The sequence below is a fragment of the Xanthomonas sp. DAR 35659 genome (assembly GCF_041242975.1).
Classification (GTDB): Bacteria; Pseudomonadota; Gammaproteobacteria; order Xanthomonadales; family Xanthomonadaceae; genus Xanthomonas_A; species Xanthomonas_A medicagonis.
Genome location: NZ_CP162488.1, coordinates 1,232,739 through 1,250,796, shown reverse-complemented (window position 1 = coordinate 1,250,796; position 18,058 = coordinate 1,232,739). Strand labels below are relative to the sequence as shown.

At 67.7% G+C, this 18,058-nt stretch carries 19 protein-coding genes; 4 read left to right on the top strand and 15 right to left on the bottom strand.

What is annotated here, in order from left to right; all coding sequences use genetic code 11:
• The 15 genes from AB3X07_RS05345 to AB3X07_RS05275 form a co-directional block, all read right to left on the bottom strand.
• Positions 1 to 384 (bottom strand): RidA family protein, encoded by a 384-nt coding sequence (locus tag AB3X07_RS05345; RefSeq protein ID WP_369943407.1) that lies wholly within the window; start codon positions 382 to 384, stop codon positions 1 to 3.
• 232 nt (positions 385 to 616) lie between these two features.
• A complete protein-coding gene (locus tag AB3X07_RS05340; protein ID WP_369943406.1) occupies positions 617 to 2,788 on the bottom strand; it encodes a RelA/SpoT family protein in 2,172 nt (723 codons plus the stop codon).
• A 103-nt stretch (positions 2,789 to 2,891) separates the two neighbouring features.
• Complete coding sequence (gene rpoZ / locus AB3X07_RS05335; protein WP_254460572.1) at positions 2,892 to 3,191, bottom strand: DNA-directed RNA polymerase subunit omega; 300 nt, start codon at positions 3,189 to 3,191, stop codon at positions 2,892 to 2,894.
• A gap of 112 nt (positions 3,192 to 3,303) precedes the next feature.
• Positions 3,304 to 3,930, bottom strand: a complete 627-nt coding sequence (gene gmk, locus AB3X07_RS05330) for a guanylate kinase (protein ID WP_369943405.1) — start codon at positions 3,928 to 3,930, stop codon at positions 3,304 to 3,306.
• A 347-nt stretch (positions 3,931 to 4,277) separates the two neighbouring features.
• Positions 4,278 to 4,979, bottom strand: a complete 702-nt coding sequence (locus tag AB3X07_RS05325; protein WP_369943404.1) for a hypothetical protein — start codon at positions 4,977 to 4,979, stop codon at positions 4,278 to 4,280.
• A 270-nt stretch (positions 4,980 to 5,249) separates the two neighbouring features.
• On the bottom strand, positions 5,250 to 5,591 hold the full coding sequence (locus AB3X07_RS05320; protein ID WP_284567340.1) for a RebB family R body protein: 342 nt from the start codon (positions 5,589 to 5,591) through the stop codon (positions 5,250 to 5,252).
• 98 nt (positions 5,592 to 5,689) lie between these two features.
• Entirely contained in the window at positions 5,690 to 6,220 is a 531-nt protein-coding gene (locus AB3X07_RS05315; protein ID WP_369943403.1) for a hypothetical protein, read from the bottom strand.
• Between the two features lie 12 nt (positions 6,221 to 6,232).
• Positions 6,233 to 7,117 carry a hypothetical protein gene (locus tag AB3X07_RS05310; protein ID WP_369943402.1) on the bottom strand — a complete coding sequence of 295 codons (885 nt, stop codon included), beginning with the start codon at positions 7,115 to 7,117 and terminating at the stop codon, positions 6,233 to 6,235.
• A gap of 25 nt (positions 7,118 to 7,142) precedes the next feature.
• Positions 7,143 to 7,385, bottom strand: a complete 243-nt coding sequence (locus AB3X07_RS05305; RefSeq protein WP_369943401.1) for a RebB family R body protein — start codon at positions 7,383 to 7,385, stop codon at positions 7,143 to 7,145.
• An 86-nt stretch (positions 7,386 to 7,471) separates the two neighbouring features.
• Positions 7,472 to 7,933 (bottom strand): RNA polymerase sigma factor, encoded by a 462-nt coding sequence (locus AB3X07_RS05300; RefSeq protein ID WP_369943400.1) that lies wholly within the window; start codon positions 7,931 to 7,933, stop codon positions 7,472 to 7,474.
• A 463-nt stretch (positions 7,934 to 8,396) separates the two neighbouring features.
• The gene (locus AB3X07_RS05295; protein ID WP_369943399.1) at positions 8,397 to 9,794 is read right to left on the bottom strand and encodes a hypothetical protein; all 1,398 of its coding nucleotides are present in this window, start codon (positions 9,792 to 9,794) and stop codon (positions 8,397 to 8,399) included.
• Between the two features lie 635 nt (positions 9,795 to 10,429).
• Positions 10,430 to 12,010 carry a phospholipase effector Tle1 domain-containing protein gene (locus AB3X07_RS05290; protein ID WP_369943398.1) on the bottom strand — a complete coding sequence of 527 codons (1,581 nt, stop codon included), beginning with the start codon at positions 12,008 to 12,010 and terminating at the stop codon, positions 10,430 to 10,432.
• An 11-nt stretch (positions 12,011 to 12,021) separates the two neighbouring features.
• Positions 12,022 to 12,597: a hypothetical protein gene (locus tag AB3X07_RS05285; RefSeq protein ID WP_369943396.1), complete on the bottom strand. Its 576-nt coding sequence runs from the start codon at positions 12,595 to 12,597 to the stop codon at positions 12,022 to 12,024.
• Between the two features lie 376 nt (positions 12,598 to 12,973).
• On the bottom strand, positions 12,974 to 13,564 hold the full coding sequence (locus AB3X07_RS05280; RefSeq protein WP_369943395.1) for a hypothetical protein: 591 nt from the start codon (positions 13,562 to 13,564) through the stop codon (positions 12,974 to 12,976).
• 402 nt (positions 13,565 to 13,966) lie between these two features.
• Complete coding sequence (locus tag AB3X07_RS05275) at positions 13,967 to 14,827, bottom strand: YicC/YloC family endoribonuclease (RefSeq protein WP_369943393.1); 861 nt, start codon at positions 14,825 to 14,827, stop codon at positions 13,967 to 13,969.
• 104 nt (positions 14,828 to 14,931) lie between these two features.
• Here AB3X07_RS05275 and rph point away from each other — a divergent pair, with 104 nt between their 5' ends.
• From rph to hemW, 4 genes are all read left to right on the top strand, one after another.
• Positions 14,932 to 15,657, top strand: coding sequence for a ribonuclease PH (gene rph, locus AB3X07_RS05270; protein WP_369943391.1), 726 nt, complete (start codon positions 14,932 to 14,934; stop codon positions 15,655 to 15,657).
• Entirely contained in the window at positions 15,654 to 16,043 is a 390-nt protein-coding gene (locus AB3X07_RS05265) for a VOC family protein (RefSeq protein WP_369943389.1), read from the top strand. The genes rph and AB3X07_RS05265 overlap by 4 nt, the downstream gene beginning before the upstream one ends.
• Positions 16,040 to 16,651 (top strand): RdgB/HAM1 family non-canonical purine NTP pyrophosphatase, encoded by a 612-nt coding sequence (rdgB, locus tag AB3X07_RS05260; RefSeq protein WP_369943387.1) that lies wholly within the window; start codon positions 16,040 to 16,042, stop codon positions 16,649 to 16,651. The genes AB3X07_RS05265 and rdgB overlap by 4 nt, the downstream gene beginning before the upstream one ends.
• 98 nt (positions 16,652 to 16,749) lie before the next feature.
• Complete coding sequence (gene hemW, locus AB3X07_RS05255; protein WP_369943385.1) at positions 16,750 to 17,979, top strand: radical SAM family heme chaperone HemW; 1,230 nt, start codon at positions 16,750 to 16,752, stop codon at positions 17,977 to 17,979.
• The last annotated feature ends 79 nt before the right edge of the window (positions 17,980 to 18,058 follow it).

The following is an 18,058-nucleotide window of genomic DNA, read 5'->3' as shown; positions in this document are numbered from 1 at the left end:
TCAGTCGAGCACCATCACCGCATCGACCTCGAACCCGGCGCCCTTGGGCAGGCCGGACACTTCGATGGTGGAACGCGCGGGGAACGGTGCCTGGAAGTAGTCCTGCATCACCGCATTGACCTGCGCGAACTGCGACAGATCGGTCAGGTACAGGCCCAGCCGCACGATGCGGTCCAGCGAGCCGCCGGCCGCTTCGGCCACGGCCTTGAGATTGTCGAACGCGCGGCGCGCCTGCGCACCGATGTCGCCGGCCACGATCTCGCCGGTGGCCGGATCCAGCGGGATCTGGCCGGAGAAATACACGGTATTGCCGGCGCGCACCGCCTGCGAGTACGGGCCGATCGCGGCCGGCGCCTGTTCGGTGTGGATGATCTGGCGGGACATGGCGACTCCGTTGGAAGAAGGTCCGCCTAGTTTAGCCGGCCCGCGAGGTTGGGGATTCGGGATTCGGGATTGGAGATTCGGGATTGGGGAGTCGCGAGGCTGGCCGAGCTCAGGCCTTCTGTAGGAGCGGCTTTAGCCGCGGCGCCTTACCGATAAAGCGTCGCGGCTAAAGCCGCTCCTACACGAAAGGCGTGTCTCGTCCGGCACGCTGCTTCCCGAATCCCGGCACCCCCTATTGGCGCCGCACGCTTTGCACCGCATGCAGGCGCCGCAGCCGGCGCATCACTTCGGCCAGGTGGTTGCGGTCGCGCACCTGGATGTTGAAGCGCAGCACCGCGGCGTTGAAGTCGCGGTCCAGGTAGTCCACGCGCTCGATGTTGGACTGGCTCTGCGCGATCGCCGCGGCCAGCTGCGCCAGCACGCCGGTGCGGTTCTCCACGTCCACCACCAGCGCGGTGTCGTAGTCGCCGATGACGCTGGTGTCCCAGCCGATCGGCACCCAGCGCTCCGGCGACTTGCGCAGTTCGGCCAGGTTCGGGCAGTCCAGCCGGTGCACCACGATGCCCTTGCCGGCAGTGTGGTAACCCATGATGTCGTCGCCGGGAATCGGCTGGCAGCAGTTGGCGAAGCTGACCACGCCGCGCTCGGTGCCGTTGATCAGAATCTTTTCCTGCGAGTGCTTGGAGTGGCCGCCGCCACGCAGTTCCGCGTACGCCATCAGCGCCTGCGCGGCCTGGTTCGGCATCCAGTTGCCCAGCGCGATGTCGGCCAGCAAGGCCTCCAGGCGCGGATAGCGGTGCTCGCTGAGGAACGAATCCAGGCGCCCCTTCGGCAACCGCTCCAGCGAGCTGTCCATCGCCTCCAGCGCGCGGTCGAGCATGCGGTGGCCGAGCTGCACCGCGTCCTCGTGCTCGAGCTGCTTGAGTTGGTGGCGGATCGCGGTGCGCGCCTTGCTGCTGACCACGAACTCCAGCCACTGCGGCTTGGGCGTGGCCGAACGCGCGGTGATCACCTCCACCGTCTGTCCGCTGACCAGCTTGGTGCGCAACGGCACCAGTTTCTTGTCCACGCGCGAGGCCACCGCGCGGTTGCCGACGTCTGTGTGCACCGCGTAGGCGAAGTCCAGCGCGGTGGAGTTGCGCGGCAGCGCCAGGATCTTGCCCTTGGGCGTGAACAGGTAGACCTCGTCCGGGAACAGGTCGACCTTGACGTTGTCCAGGAACTCCAACGACGAGCCGGCGGCGCGCTGCGATTCGATCAGTTCGACGATCCACGCATGCGCGCGGCTCTGCGCGCTGTTAGGCGAATCGCCGCCGAACTTGTAGGTCCAGTGCGCGGCGACGCCGCGTTCGGCGATCAGATCCATCTCCTCGGTGCGGATCTGCACCTCGATCGGCGAACCGTAGGGCCCGAACAGCACCGTGTGCAACGACTGGTAGCCGTTGGCCTTGGGAATGGCGATGAAGTCGCGGAAGCGCGCATCCAGCGGCTTGAACGTGGCGTGCACCGCGCCGAGCGCGTGGTAGCAGTCGGGCACCCCGCGCACCACCAGGCGGAAGCCGAACACGTCCATCACCTGGTCGAAGGATTTGTTCTCGTCGCGCATCTTGTTGTAGATGCTCCACGGCGTCTTGATCCGGCTGACCAGACGGTGTTCCAGCCCTTCCTTGGCCAGGCGCTGCGACAACTGCACTTCCACCTGCGCCATCGACTCGCGGCGCACCACCGGCTGGCTGCGGATGTGCTTTTCGATGATCGCGTGGCGCCACGGATGCAGGGCGCGGAAGCCGAGGTTCTGCAGCTCGGACTTCATCAGGCTCATGCCCAGGCGCTGGGCGATCGGCGCGTAGATCTCCAGGGTCTCGCGGGCGATGCGGCTGCGCGCCTCGGCGCTCTGCGCGCCCAGCGTGCGCATGTTGTGCAGGCGGTCGGCGAGCTTGATCATGATCACGCGCAGGTCGCGCGACATCGCCAGCAGCATCTTGCGGAAGCTCTCGGCGGCCGCTTCCTGGCGGTCGCGGAACTTGAGCTTGTCCAGCTTGGTGACGCCATCGACCAGTTCGGCCACCGCCTCGCCGAACTCGGCGGCCAGTTCGGCGCGGGTCAGCGGGGTGTCCTCGATGGTGTCGTGCAGGATCGCCGCGATCAGCGCTTCCACGTCCAGGCCGAGTTCGGCCAGCACGCCGGCCACCGCCACCGGGTGGGTGATGTAGGGCTCGCCCGACTTGCGGGTCTGTCCGGCATGCGCGGCCGCGCCCACTTCCCAGGCGCGGCGCAGCAGCGGGATCTGCTCGGCCGGCAGATAGCTGGCGCTGCGCTCGAGTTGCAGGACGTAATCGGGGACCGCCTCGCTGGCCGGCGACGGCGCGGCGTGGGCGACCTGGGCGGAAGGGCCTGGGTTCATGCGCGAAGACTATGCCAGCGGCGCGTGGACGGCAAACCCGCCAAAGCGAAACAGCCCGCGGGTGCGGGCTGTTTCGGCAACGCAACGACCGCGGCGGGCGCGATCAGTCGTCGTTCTTGGACATGTCCTCGTCGGCCACGACCTCGGCCGCGGCCCACTCCAGCGCCTCGCGCTCGGCGCGCTCGCGCTCGGCCTTCTCGACTTCGTCGATCAGCGCGTTGTCGATCTTGCGCGCGGCGATCTCGCGCAGCGCCAGCACCGTGGGCTTGTCGGCCGCTTCGGTGTTGTCGAGCGTGGCCTGCACGCCGTTGGCCAGCTGGCGGGCGCGCTTGGACGCCATCATGACCAGCTCGAAACGGTTGTTAACGACTTCCAGGCAATCTTCTACGGTGATGCGGGCCATGCGGGCTCCCGGCGGGCCGGCGACGGCCGCGCACTCGAATGAGGGAAAGGGCGGCGATTGTAGGGCGCAGGCCGGCCGAAATCAACCCGACCCCGTTCAGTTTCCTTTGGAATCAGCCAGTTGGCTGTTCCAACAGCAGCGCTGCGATCAGCTCCGCGTGGCGCTGTTGCTGCGGCAGCCGGCGCAGGCGGCTGGCGACGAAGATCGCGCACATCTCGTCCACGGCGGTGTCGAAGTCCTCGTTGACGATCACATAGTCGAAGTCGGCGTAGTGCGACATCTCTTCGCGCGCGGCGGCCAGCCGCTGCGCGATCACCGCCTCGCTGTCCTGGCCGCGCTTGCGCATGCGCTGTTCCAGCGCTTCGCGCGACGGCGGCAGGATGAACACGCTGACCGCGTCCGGCACCTTGGCCCGGACCTGGCGCGCGCCCTGCCAGTCGATCTCCAGCAACACGTCGCGGCCGGCCGCCAGCTGCGGTTCCACCGACTGCCGCGCGGTGCCCTTCCAGTCGCCGTGCACGCGGGCGTACTCGAAGAAGTCGCCGGCGTCGATCATGCTCTGGAACTCGTCGGCGGAGACGAAGTGGTAGTGCTCGGCATGGCGCTCGCCCGGCCGCGGCGCGCGCGAGGTAAACGAGATCGACAGGGCGATCTGCGCGTCGCGCGCCAGGGTGGCGTTGACGATGCTGCTCTTGCCGGCGCCGGAAGGGGCCGCCACGATGTAGAGAGTGCCACGCATCGCTCGGGTCTCGCGTCGACGGTCGGGCGGCGCACGATACCAGTCCCAGCGGCCACCGCAAGCGCGGCGGTCCGTCGTCGGCACCGGTCACCGCTCCCGGGCGTGTCCGCCATGCCACGTAACGGCATGATCGAAAAGCGCTTTGCCACGATGCCGGGATCGGCTCGGCCAGCGGCGGCCTGCCCCGGCGCCGCCGCGACCGCCGGCACGACGGCGGACCATTGCGCTCGATCGAGCACCGCGCTCGTCGCTGCCATTGGGGGGCCGCCCCCATGCGCGATCACACCGAGCGCCGGCTTCGCCGCGCCTGCCGCTCGATGCGCCGACGCGGCGCGGCGACCCACCGGCTAGGGCGAACACGCCCGCACGAGCGGCGCGGACGCCGCATCGGCCGGTGCAGGTCGCGCGTGGATGCAAAGGATCGTGTCGATCGGCAAGGCGACCGGCCGACCCTGCTGCCACACCACGCACCAGCGCCCGTTGCAGTCGAGTATCCCGGCGCTGGCACTGGCCGTGTCCGCGCGCGTGGCGATGCCGCCGGAGTGCGCCGCGACGGCCAGTTGCCGCATGCGCTGGCTGGCGTGGCGGGTGCCTTCCTGCCGCGCCGCCAATGCCGCCAGCACCAGCGGCGTCACCACCATCGCGAACGCGAGCACCAAGGTCTCCACCGAGATGCGCCGTTCGCCACCGGCCGGGTGCGCCACGGCGCGCCGCCGCAGCCAATGGCGCAGCGCACCGAGCAGATGCCAGCCCAGCAGCGCCGCCAGGCCGAGGCCGAAGCCTCCCAGCGCCACCACCGCCGGCCACTGATCGTGGCCGATGCCGAACAGCGAAGCCGCGCTCCATGTGAGCGCCAGCAGGCCCATGTAGATGTAGTCGTCGCTGGCGTAGCTGCGCGGCAAGGCGCCCATGCCCAGTGCCGACCAGTAGGCGTCAGCGAACATGCGACCGGACAGGTACAGCGCCGGCAGGGCGGTGGTGGCGAGCTTGAGCAAGCCTTGCACATGCGCGGACAGCTGCGCGCGGGACTCCCGCCAGCGCGAACTCATCTCGCCCTCCGCGCCTGCCGGGCCGGCATCGCGCAGCGCGGCCGGCTGGTGACGTGGATCGGCGACGTCGCGCGCGCTGTCGGTGCGCCGCCATCGGGGCCAGCGAAGGGATGGCGGCCGCGCGGCGACCGGCGCGCGCCGGCCGTGAGCGATCGGGCGCCAGCGCCGCGATCGCGGTCGATGCGGCAGGTTCGGCGCAGCGGCCAGACACGACAGAAAGGCTCCTTTCCGGATCCCGGAAAGGAGCCTGGCAACGCAGGGGTAGCGCGATCAGCCACGCCCGCCGTTGTTGCCGCTGAACGCCTGCAGCACGGTGAGCAGGCTGGTCAGGTTGTCGGCGACGCCGGACTGGCCAACCTTCTCCGTGGCGCCGGCACCGGACATGGTGTCGACGCTGTAGATCTGCATGACGCCCTGGTTGGTGGCCGCCTGCGCCAGCGTGTTCTGCTGCTGCTGCGCGGCCACCGCGTTCTGCAGCAGGATGCCGGTCGAATGCGCCATCGTCTGGTACAGGGTGCTGATGGCGATGGCGGGGGCTTCGCCCACCACTTTCACATTGGACTGGGTGACGGCATCGGTCACCATCGGATTGACGGTCAAGGGCTCGGGCATGGTTGCTACTCCTTCGGGATAGGCCTCGTTTAGCCGGAGGCGTTCGGCTCTTAAAAGACGCAACAGCGGGAACGGTGTGAACTCGCGCGGCATGGCGATCACCGCGAATCGGAGGGCGTCGCTGCGGCGCCCAGTTGCGCCAGCAAGGCCTCGACCTGGGCGCGCAAGGGCTGCAACTGCAGCTCGATCGCCTGCGCGACCTCGGCGACGATCGCGCCGCGCAACGCCGCGACGACGCGCTGCGCCTCGTCGTCATGACGACCGTCGTCAGCGGGTTGCGTGGTCGACGTGGGCAGCGGATGGATGCGTACGGCCTCGCCATCCAGTTGCCGGGTCAGCGCCGCCATCGCCTCGTGATCGCCGCGCAGCGCCCTGGTCAATTGCTGCAATGCATGCTCGGCGTGCTGGGTCAGGCCATTGGCCGCATCCCGGCCCAACTGGCCGGCGACCGCCGCGCGTTGTTCGTCCTGGGTCAGGCGCACCGCTTCCATCAGCATCGACGGCAGCAACGCGCGCAACCCCTGGTAGCGACCGCGTGCCTGCTCGACCTGGCTCTGCGCGGACAACAGATGGGACAGCGCGGCATCGCTGGCGCCCTGCTTGACCGCCTTGGCATGCGTGGGATCCATACAGACGCTTCCTTATCCGCTGGTGATGGAGGAAACCGCGTTACCGATGGTCTTGGCGGAGGTGCCGGCGACCTGGCTGACGTTGCCGTAGACCTCGACCGCGGACGCGACCATCTTCTGCATTTCCAGCAGCACCGGGATTTCCGCAGCCGCCTGGACCGGCCCCTCGGCCGCCTTCTTGGCGATCACCGCCTGCGCCGCCAACGCGATCTGCATGATCGCGTTCATGTAGCTCGCCGCGTCCTGCACCGCCAGCCCCGCGCTCTGCGTGGCCATCACGTCGGGCGGGGTCTGGATCATCGCCGGCATTAGATACTGCACGGTCTGCGCGTTGCTGAAGTCGACCGCCTGCACAATCTTCTGGTTGAGTGCGGACGTGTCTACTGGCGCCGACGCGGGGGGACTGGCGCCGCCGGGCGTCGTTCCCGCCGTTCCTGCAGCTCCCGTGCTGCTTGCCGCTGCTGTGGTTCCCGCGGCGCCTGTGGTTGCTGCCCCGCCTGGCGCGGCGTCGCCGCTGGCGTTCGCGCTGGCGCTGGCCATGGCATCGGAGCCATCCGCGACCGCGTTCGGTGCATCGACCGCGGCGGCGCCATGATTGGCGGCGGCGATGGAAGCCGCTCTGGCGACAGGAGCATCGGCAACGTCCGCGTCGCCATCGGCCACCGTATCGGTTGGAGGCACCGATGCCTGCGGCGCAATGGCGGCGCCCGTGTTTTCATCCTGCATCGGCGGCACATCGTCGACGGCGGAAGCGGCAGGCTCGACCGGCGCGGCGGCCGGCGCCGGATCGGTCGTGCCGGGCGCGGGAGTGTCGTCGCTTGCCGGCGATGCCGCTTCGGTGGACGGCACACCGGCGAGCGGCAGCTTGCGATTCCAGAGCCGATCTATCCAACTCATGGCGGAGATCTCCAGTGATTAGCGACTAGGGCTTGCTACCGCCGTCGGCCACTTCCATGATCAACTGGCAGGCCTTGGACACGATCGCGGTGGTGATCTGGTTCATCGCCTGCTGGCTGTGCACCGCGTTCTGCACCGACAGTCCCGTGGCATGGCTGACCACCTGATACAGCGAGGCGATCGCCTGTGCCGGCGCTTCGGCCACCACCTTGACGTTGGTCTGGGTCACTGCATCGGTCACCTGCGCATTGACGTTCTGGTCTGCCATGGCATCGATTCCTCGGTAAGCGGCGGATTGACTGGGGCGTATCACTGGACGCGGCGGCGGCCAGAGTGTGAAACGTCAGCGTGCACTCATTGCGCGGCCGCCAGCGCGCTACGCAGTTTCTCGCGCAGCAATTGGACACGTTTGCGTACCAGCGTCGGCGAGATGTTCAGCACCGCGGCGATCTCCGCCGTGGACCGATCCTCGCGAAAGCGCAGCCGGAACAACTCGCGACCTTCCGGCGGCAGCCGCGCCACTGTCTGCTCCACCAGCGCCAGCGCATCCTGGTTCGACCAGGTGCTCTCGACGCTGCCGCTTTCCGGATCGACATCCGGCGCAAGCAGATCGCTGTACACGTCGGCATGGAAATCGCGCAAACGGCGTTCGTAGGCGTGCTCGCGGCAACGGCTGATGAATTCGTTGTTGAGCGCGCACAGGAAGAACGAGCGTGGCTCGCGCACCCGCATCCGGTGCAGCAAGACGTGATTGGCGGTCCTGAGGATGGTCGAGGACAGAATGTCTTCCGCCTCGTCGATGTTGCCGTTGGTCAAGCGGATCGCCCTGCCCCGCAGCACCTTCGCGCATTGCACCCATCCTTGCCAGATCTCCTCCGGCGGCTGCCGGACGGCGTACCTACGGACGCATCGCTATCGAGCATTTCCCTTTCCCCTGTCCGTGGCGGCGTATATGCCGGGAACTTCGGTGGGAAATGACGTGCGGCCCGGAAGCCTGTGAAAACTTGTCTACGGCATTCGCTCGCCCACGGTGCTCGAGGGAACCATCGACGCGGCGGCGGCATGCGTGCAGGCCGCGATTCGCAGCAAGGCCATCGCGCCGTTCTCGGCAGCGCAGCCCGGGCGGCGCGCGTGCAGCGTGGCACACGCATGGCGCGCGGATCCGACCAGATGCGGTGCGAGTCGGCGTCGGTCTGCGCAGCCCTTCGCCCATGCAGACCGGCGGCGGCACGAGGCATCGAACAACGGGCGCACCGCACTGCGGGCGCCCGCATGCACCTCAGTTGCTCAGCAGCCTGCGCAGCGCAGCCAGTTGCGCCGGCTGCATCCCACTCAACCTGGATAGCAGGTCGTTGCCCGCGTCAGGCACGGCAGCCCCCTGTCCGTCGGCGGAGTTCTCGGAATCAGGATCGGCATCGGCGCCGGAAGCGGGTGGCGCGGCCAGCACCGGCGGTGCCGGCTCCGCTTGCGCGCCCACCGGCGGTGGCGGCCGCAAGGTGGCGAGCGCTCGGTCCAGATTGTCGAACGCCAGACCCGGCAATCCTTTCAGTTCCGCCGAGTTCATTTTCGCCAGGCTGCGCGCCGCGGCGGCATCGCCGTGGAGCGGTGGCACGTCCAGATCCGCCGCGTAGTATTCGGCCACCTGCAGCAGACTCGGATCGCCATTGCGATAGACGCCATCGCCGCTCATCACCTGGACCTTGCGCAGCCCGGCGAAGACCTCGTACTGCGCGCCGATATCGAACACCGCGTCGGCACCGTCCACCAGCAAGGCGACCTCGCAATCGGCGTAGGGGCTGGACTGGATGTCGATGGCGTCGCGCAGCACCACCAGCCGGCGCCCGGCCAACTCGCGCTTGAGTACGCTAGTGCCGACCTTGAGCACCGGCGAAAACACACGCGAATCGGCGAGCGTGGACAGATCGTAGTAGTCGAACTTGCCAAGCACCGGGGCGTCCTGCCCGCTCTGCACCGCGCTGTTCTTCAGCGCCAGGGCCAGGCCGCATTCCAGCAGCGAGTGGTGGTACTGCAGCACCATGGTCGCGATCGGCGGCAACTCCCAGCCCAGCGCCGCCTGCGCCTGGGCCTGTTCGGCGAGGCGTCCGCCGCCGTCGATGACGGTCTGCAGCAACGCCAGCACCGCTAGGCCGTCGGTGGTGGTTCCGGAAATGTCCGCGCCGATATACGGCCCGTAGAAGCGCTCCATGTACTTGACCACGCTACGGTCGAGCAGGCGATTCTTGAAGATGCCCAGCGGCGGCCACTCGCTCAGCGCGTAGCCCGCCGCTTCCTGCCGCGCCCGATTGCTGGATTTGTCGAATGCCGGCTTGTTGCGCAGATTGTTCTCGAACTCCTTGACCGCCGCGCCGGCACCGCCGTTCTCGATGTATTCGCCCAGGTCGCGGATCGCGTCGCCCAGGGCGAAGACCTCCTGCACGTAGTCGTTCGAATAGAAGTTCCGGATGCGGTCCCTGGCGCGTTCGAGGTTGACCGCGGCGCCCGGGTTTTCCGCCTGCAATTGCGGCGACAGAATCGCGTTCGCCAGCAGCGCCGCATGCTGCTTGCCCTCGGCGAAGGTCATCCGGTCCAGCGTCTTGAACATCACGGACACCTGCATCGACCGAATCCGGTTGCGGGCTTCCTGTACGGCGTCTCCATAGATCACGATGGCGCTCATAGTGCGTCTCCTTGGGTCGGTATCGCCTGCCGACGGTCGCCCACGGCCGCGCCAGGCCGGCAGCGGCATGCGCGCGATGGAAGCGGCGTCGGCGAGGCATGGGCACGCACCGTTACGGTCGATGGGTCCGCGCCTGGGGCGCGGACGGCGTCGCGCCATGGCCGGCGTGCTATGCAGGAAGACGCGGCAAGCCCGCGTGCGTGAACTGCGCCAGCGCGCTCGCATCGCCGCAGAATGCGACGCCGGTGTCGCGACGTTGCCGCCGAGGGCGGTCAAGCCCGTTGTAGCGGCGCTCGACCAGGGAGCCATCGCCCCGGACTACGACGTGTAACAGGCCGACGGCGGTATCGCACCATCCTCGTCATCGGCGCCTACGTGGCGCTGGCGAATGCGGGAACGACTGCAGCGGCGAGGCTACTCGAAGACGCCGCCGGTTGTGTGCGCGCGCCGCTGTCCCGCTCGGCGCGCACCGCGACATGAATGGCGCGTTGTACGCTGCCGATCGCCGGCTCGGCGGCGTTTTCGGCGCCTTGGACGCCACAAGTGTCAGGCGCTGCGCCTGCGCCTTGCGATTGCGACGCTCGCTACCGACAGCGAGTCGCTTGCTGCCGGATCAGCCCGGCGGCCGAACTGGCCTACTGCATGCGCTGTTGCGGCGGCGCATGGTCCTGCTGGCGCGACTGGACCTCGGCATCCTGCTGACGTGTGCGCTCGAACTCATTGAGCCCGCGCGCCGACTCCTGGACCGCCGGCGCTGGCTGCGCCAGATCCACCGCCGCGCGGAAGCCCGGCGTCTGGCCGACGACCCAGAGCTTGCCGTTGGCCTCCTGCACCCCTTTCAGACTCTCGGCGTCGATGCCGGCCTGGCGTGCGCTCAAGGTCAGTTGCATCAGGCGATCCTCCCCACCATGTTGCTGCGGCATGCGTTCGCGCAGGGCATCGTGCAGCGCCCAGTCCTTGCCGCTCAACGCCGGCGTGGGCGCGGCGATCTCGGACTGTTGCGCAAGCCGCTCCGCCGGCTGGCTCGGGGGCGTTTCCCCGATCTTCACTGGGCGATAGTCGAAGCGCCCCTTCAGTGCCGGGTCGACGGGTTCGGCGTTGTAGGCGTCCTTGACCTTGTCCACCATGTCCTTGGGCACCAGACGTTCGATGTAGCCGTCCTCTGACTGACGATCCACCTTGCTCCCAAGCCGGTAGAGCAGCATGCCTTCCTCGGAGCGGTGCACGACGTTGCGGCCCGGCTCCAACGGTTCGGCGCGCTTTTCCAGGAAGGGCTGATCGCTCAGCGAATTGAGGTAATCGGTCATCAGGTTGCCGCTGCGAATGGCCAGGCCATCGCGGTGATAGCTGCCGCCGATATCCGAATGCGCCCCGGCCACCGTCACGCCCAGGAAGCGGCCGTCCTCGCTGACGCCGGGATCGATGATGTGGGTGGACTTGAACAGACCGCGGCGCTCGTCGGCCGCGATGATCTGCACGCCGGAAATCACCGACGGCGGCAGGCGACGATCTTTCTCGTCGACAGGAACACCGGTGCCGACGGGGTCGAACAGGGCCACCGCCTGCGCGACCTGGCCCGGCGGCACGATCGGCGGGATGTCGGGGTTGAAGGTAGGTGATCCAACCAGGTTTCCCTCACGATCGCGCTGGTATTGGGCTGCGGCAGGATCTTGGATCCCCCGTTCATGGACCAGACGCGCGAATCCCGCCGCCTGTTCGGCTCCGCGGCTGAAGCCCAGATCGGCTACGGAGATCCGCACATCGGGATTCTCGTTACGCCATCGACTAGCCTGCCTCATCAACTGCTGATACATCTGCTCCAAACGCGCGTCGTAGGTGTGTCCCCTGGCACCATCCGTTGTCCTGGCAATGAAACCATCTTGCGTGCCGGGTCCAGGCACATACCCGACCGCGACTTGGTCGTTGCCTGCATTCTTCTGAGCAAGAATCTGGCTACGGACCATGGCGACATTCGTCGCGTGAGCCGGATCCTTGTCTGCATCGTTCCCGGTGCCGTCGAATGCAGCGACGAAGATTTTTTGGTTCGAGTTACCGTGCTCGAACAAGAGCGGCGCCTTGAAATCCCCAAGTGACTTACTCGCCTCAGGATACGAAGCCAACTGTTCGACACTCGCCGGGTAATACGATACACCGTCGCTTAGGAGACCGTCGCTTTCTGGACTGTGCGCTTCACCGTCATGCTTCTTGCCACCCATGGGACTTCTCCTTAGTACGTACGGCTCCATGCCTTGATCAGGTCATCGCGGAAGCGGCTGTTCTTGTTCCCGGGGATCTGAGGCGCCTTGGTCGGGATGAACATCTTCATGTAGACGGTGACGGTTCTATCGTTCACCTCGACGAAGATGTCGGGTTCACCCGCGGGGCCCTTGAAGGCCTTCTCGGGAATTTCTTCAATAGGCGTACGGTGAAGAATCAGTTCGTCCTTGAATATCTCGCTGAGATCAATCTGGGCGCGGTGCGCCTCGCCGTCCCGCGAAGTCCAGTCAATTTGGACAGGGCCAGGAAAATTTCGGACGCCGATGTAAGAAGCGCCGCCCCATTTTTCTCTGTAGTCATCCGAAGGCGGCGCCGGCGAAGGCTTTCCGGTGCCATACAACGTCTGATTCGCATTGTCATAGATGACCTTGCAATCCAGGGTGTTGTAGCAGTGCGCCTCGAAATTGTGTTGCTTGAAATGCAGAGGATAGGTTTCAGGGTCGCGCGTGGACACGGTGGCTGTCGCTTGGTTGGACATGGCGGTTTGACACCCTGCAATGAGGAAAAAGGACGCGGCGAGAAACATCGACAGGCCACGTGTCCTGGTGCTTGTGGATGCAGCTGAACGCCGGGGAGAACACGGCATAAACGTCTCCAGATTCCATGGATGGCATGTTGCATACACTCCCAGCGGAGTGGCTTGGACCCTATCCCGGCCCGGCTGAATGGTTACGGTAGGCGCTTGATCCATGCGCGTCAACTTGGCGGCATGACGCCAGCGAGGTGGCGCGATGGCGCATGCGTCGGAACTTCTTTAGACGACGCCACCCGGTCGAAGGCCCCACCGCATCCTTCAGCTTGGTTCGTCGAGCTTCGGCGCTGTCGAAGTTCCCATGTCCGCGATGCTGGCCCCTCCGTCCGGCGCTCGTCATAGCAGCCGACGACCACCATGCCCTGCTCCCTCAGTAAGTCTTGCTCCAGGCGTTGACGACATCGCTCCGGAAGTGGCTATTTTTGTCGCCGGGGATCTGCTCATGCTTGGTCGGGATCAACGCTTTCATGTAGATGCTGATCGTCCGATCATTGACCTCCAGATAGATGCTCGGCGACGGCACCGGCCCTTTGAAGGCCTGCTCCTTGATATCGTCTTCGGGCACTTCATGCAGCACAAGCTCTTCCTTGAAAATCGCGCCCAGGTCGATACTCGCCTCCAGCCTTTCTCCAGAGAGTGCGGTCCATGACACTCGCGCGGGCTCGGGAAAGTTCTGAATGCCGATGTGGGACGCAAACGGCCACTTCTTGCGGTAATCGGGAGACGGCGGCGCACTGGCCGGCTTGCCCGTGGCATACGCGCTTTGATTCACGCCGGCATAGATCACTTGGCAATCCCGGGTGTTGTAACAGTACGCCTCAAAGTTGTGCCTTTTGAAATGCAGGGGATAGGTCTCAGGATCACGCGTGGACACGATGGCCGTCGCTTGGTTGGACATCGCGGTTTGGCACCCTGCAACGAGGAAAAAGGACGCGGCGAAAAACGTAGACAGGCCACGCATCCTAATGCTTGTAGACGCAACTGAACGCCGGGGAGAACACGGCATAAAATCTCCAGATTCCAGGAATGGACGCACTCCACCCGGAGTGGCTTGGGCCCTGTCCCGGCCCGGCGGAACGGCTACGCTAGGCGCGCGATCCATGCGCGTCAACTTGGCGGCATGACGCCGGCACATCGCGACGGCGCATTCGTCGGCAGTTCGCTTGACGACGCACTCCGACCGAAGACCCCACCACGTCCTTCAGCTCGGCTTGTCGAGCTTCGGCGCCGTCGAAGCCTCCACGGGCCGGCGAACTCACCTCGTAAGCAGGCCCTTCCGTCCGCGGAGAGCATGCGATGCGCCAACCTGCCTGGCCTCTGCAGCCGTCTCCGGGATAGCGTCGAGAGCTGTCCGATCCAGCCCCTACTCCAGGTTCTGCACCTGCTCGCGGATCTGGTCGATCAGCACCTTCAATTCGACCGCCGCATTGGAGGTGCGGCTGTCCACCGACTTGGAGCCCAGGGTGTTGGCCTCGCGGTTGAACTCCTGCAGCAGGAAGTCCAGGCGCCGGCCCGCCGGTTCGGGCTGGCGCAACACGCGACGGATTTCCTTGATGTGGCTGCCGAGCCGGTCCAGTTCCTCGTCCACGTCGAGCTTCTGCAACCACAGCACCAGTTCCTGCTCGGCGCGGCCGGGATCGACCGGGTGCGGCAGGTCGGCCAGGCGCGCGGCCAGCTTGGCGCGCTGCCCCTCGCGGATGGCCGGGATCAGCTCCTTGACCTCGCCGGCGATGCGCTCCACCGCATCGACGCGCTCGAGAATGGCTGCGGCGAGCTTGCCGCCTTCGCGCTCGCGCGCGGCCACGAACTCGGCCAGCACCTCGTCCAGCAGTTCCAGTGCCTGCGCCTGCAGCGCAGCCGCATCGACCGCCTGCCCCTGCAGTACGCCGGGCAACTGCAACAAGTCGGCGAACTGCACCTGCAATTGCGGGAAGCGCGCGCCGAGCCGTTGCGCGAGCACCGCCAACTGCTCGACCAGCGGCTCGTTCACCGCCAGCGTCTGCGCCGCGTCGGGCGCGCGCAGGCGCAGCATCAGGTCCAGCTTGCCGCGGCTGATGCGCGCGGCCACGCGTTCGCGCAATTGCGGTTCCAGCGCGCGCAGTTCCTCCGGCAGGCGCACGCCCACTTCCAGGAAACGGTGGTTGACCGAGCGCAACTCGCAGCCCAGCGTGCCCCAGGGAGTGATGCGCTCGGCGCCGGCGAAGGCGGTCATGCTGCGGATCATGCGGAGTTCCGGTGCGTGCAAAGCGCGAATGGTACCCTAGCGCCCCGCCGGCCCGGCCCGCAGCCGCGCCCGGCCCTCACACGCCACCTCCGGATCGACCCTCCATGTCCTTTTCCCGTCCCAGCGGCCGCACGGCCGATCAGCTGCGCCCGGTGCGCATCGAACGCGCCTTCACCCGCCATGCCGAAGGCTCGGTGCTGGTCAGCTTCGGCGACACCCGCGTGCTGTGCAACGCCAGCGTCGAGAACCGCGTGCCGGGCTTCCTGCGCGGCAAGGGCGAAGGCTGGGTCACCGCCGAGTACGGCATGCTGCCGCGCGCCACCCATTCGCGATCGGACCGCGAGGCCGCGCGCGGCAAGCAGGGCGGACGCACGCTGGAGATCCAGCGCCTGATCGGCCGCGCGCTGCGCGCCTGCGTGGACCGCAACGCGCTGGGCGAGCGCACCATCACTCTGGACTGCGACGTGCTGCAGGCAGACGGCGGCACCCGCACTGCCGCCATCACCGGCGCCTACGTGGCGCTGGTGGACGCGGTGAACTGGCTGCAGAAGCGCGGCGACCTGAAGAAGCCGGTGGTGCTCGGCGCGGTCGCCGCGGTCTCGGTCGGCGTGTACCGCGGCACCCCGGTGCTGGACTTGGACTACGCCGAGGACAGCGACTGCGACACCGACATGAACGTGGTGATGAACGACGGCGGCGGCTTCATCGAGCTGCAGGGCACCGCCGAAGGCCACGCGTTCCGCCGCGACGAACTGGACGCGCTGCTCGGCCTAGCCGAGCGCGGCATCGGCGAATTGCTGGCCGTGCAGCGCGCGGCGCTGGCGCAATGAAGCGGCGCCTGGCGCTGACTACCCTGGTGGTGGCCGACTACGACGAAGCGATTGCCTGGTACACCGGCAAGCTGGGATTCCAGTTGCTGCAGGACGTGGACCAGGGCGACAAGCGCTGGGTCGTGGTCGGCCCCGGCGACGCCAGCGCCGCGGCGCTGCTGCTGGCGCGCGCCAGCGACGACGCCCAGCGCAGCCGGATCGGCGACCAGACCGGCGGCCGCGTCGGCTTCTTCCTGCACACCGACGACTTCCAGCGCGACCATGCGGCGATGCTGGCCGCCGGCGTGGAATTCCTGGAAGCGCCGCGCCACGAACCCTATGCCACGGTCGCGGTGTTCCGCGACCTGTACGGCAACACCTGGGACCTGCTGGAGCCCACCGCATGAAACTGGTCCTGGCCAGCAGCAACGCCGGCAAACTCGAAGAACTGCATGCCCTGCTCGCCGACGTCGGGGTCGAGCTGATCGCGCAATCCACGCTCGGCGTCAGCGATGCCGACGAAACCGGCCTGACCTTCGTGGAGAACGCGCTGCTCAAGGCGCGCCACGCCGCCCGCATCACCGGCCTGCCGGCGCTGGCGGACGACTCCGGCATCTGCGTGGATGCGCTGTACGGCGCGCCCGGCCTGTACTCGGCGCGTTATGCCGGCGAACACGGCAACGCGCAGGCCAACATCGACAAGCTGTTGCACGCGCTGCGCGACGTCCCCGACGCGCAGCGCGGCGCGCACTTCTATTGCGTACTGGTACTGCTGCGGCACGCTGAGGATCCGCAACCGCTGCTGGTGGAAGGCCGCTGGCGCGGCCGCATCGCACGGGCGCGCGCCGGCAACGGCGGACATGGCTACGACCCGGTGTTCCTGGACCCGGACCACGGCCAGACCGCGGCCGAGATGCCGCTGGCGCTGAAGAACCGCATCAGCCATCGCGGCATCGCCCTGCAACAGCTCAAGCAGCGCCTGGCCGAGCTGTTGCCGGCGACAGCCAGCGAATGAGCGCACAGCGGTCGCGGCGATGGCCTGCGCCATGGCGCGTCGGTCCGCCCCGGCGCGCCACGCGCTGATCCCACGCCCCTCGCCCACTTCCGCCCGCCATGCCGCATCCCCACGACCACTGCCAGCATCCGCCCGGCGCCGCCTGCCCGGACCCGGCCGCGCACGACTACGCCCCGCCCTTGGTGCCGCCGCCGCTCTCGCTCTACGTGCACCTGCCGTGGTGCGTGCGCAAATGCCCATATTGCGATTTCAATTCGCACGCGGCCAAGGGCGCGCTGCCGTTCGACGCCTATGTGGAGGCGCTGATCCGCGACCTGGACCAGGACCTGCCGCTGGTCTGGGGCCGCGTGGTCAACAGCGTGTTCTTCGGCGGCGGCACGCCCAGCCTGTTCCCGCCCGAGGCGATCGACCGCTTCCTGCAGGCGGCCAGCGCCCGGCTGCGCTTCGCGCCGGGCCTGGAGATCACCCTGGAGACCAACCCGGGCACCGCCGAGCATGGCCGCTTCGACCGCTACCTGGCAGCCGGGGTGAACCGCCTGAGCTTCGGCATCCAGAGTTTCGACGACGACGCGCTGCAACGGCTGGGGCGCATCCACGACAGCGCCGAGGCCGAGCGCGCGGTGAAGCTGGCGCAGGACGCCGGCTACGCCAATGTCAACCTGGACCTGATGTACGCGCTGCCGCAGCAGACCCTGGCCGAGGCCGAGCGCGACATCGCACGGGCGCTGGCGCTGCAGCCCACCCATCTCAGCCACTATCAACTGACCCTGGAACCGAACACCGTGTTCGCCGCGCGGCCGCCGCAGGGCATCCCGGAGGACGACGACGCCTGGGACATGCAGGAGCGCTGCCAGGCGCTGTTGGCCGAGGCCGGCTACGCGCAGTACGAAGTCAGCGCCTATGCGCGCGCCGGCCAGCGCTGCGCGCACAACCTCAACTACTGGACCTTCGGCGACTACCTGGGCATCGGCGCCGGCGCCCACGGCAAGATCAGCTCCGGCGCCGAACAGAGCATCCTGCGGCGCTGGAAGCACAAGCACCCGCAGGCGTTCCTGGCCGCGGCCGGTACCCCGGCGGCGATCGGCGGCGACGAATGGATCGCCCCGGAGCGGCGGCCGTTCGAGTACATGCTCAATGCGCTGCGCCTGAACGATGGCTTCGCCCTGCGCGACTTCGCCGCACGCACCGGCCTGCCCGTGGCGGCGATCGCGCCGGCGCTGGCCCAGGCGCAGGCGCGCGACTGGGCGCGGGTGGACGCCGGGTGGGTCGTGCCGACCGAACTGGGGCGGCGCTTCACCAACGACGTGGTCGCGCTGTTCCTGAGCTGACGCCGCCTGGGCCGGCATGGCCGGGCGTGGTTGCGACGCCGGAAACGTGCTACATACCGGACCCGGAAAAAGTAAACGG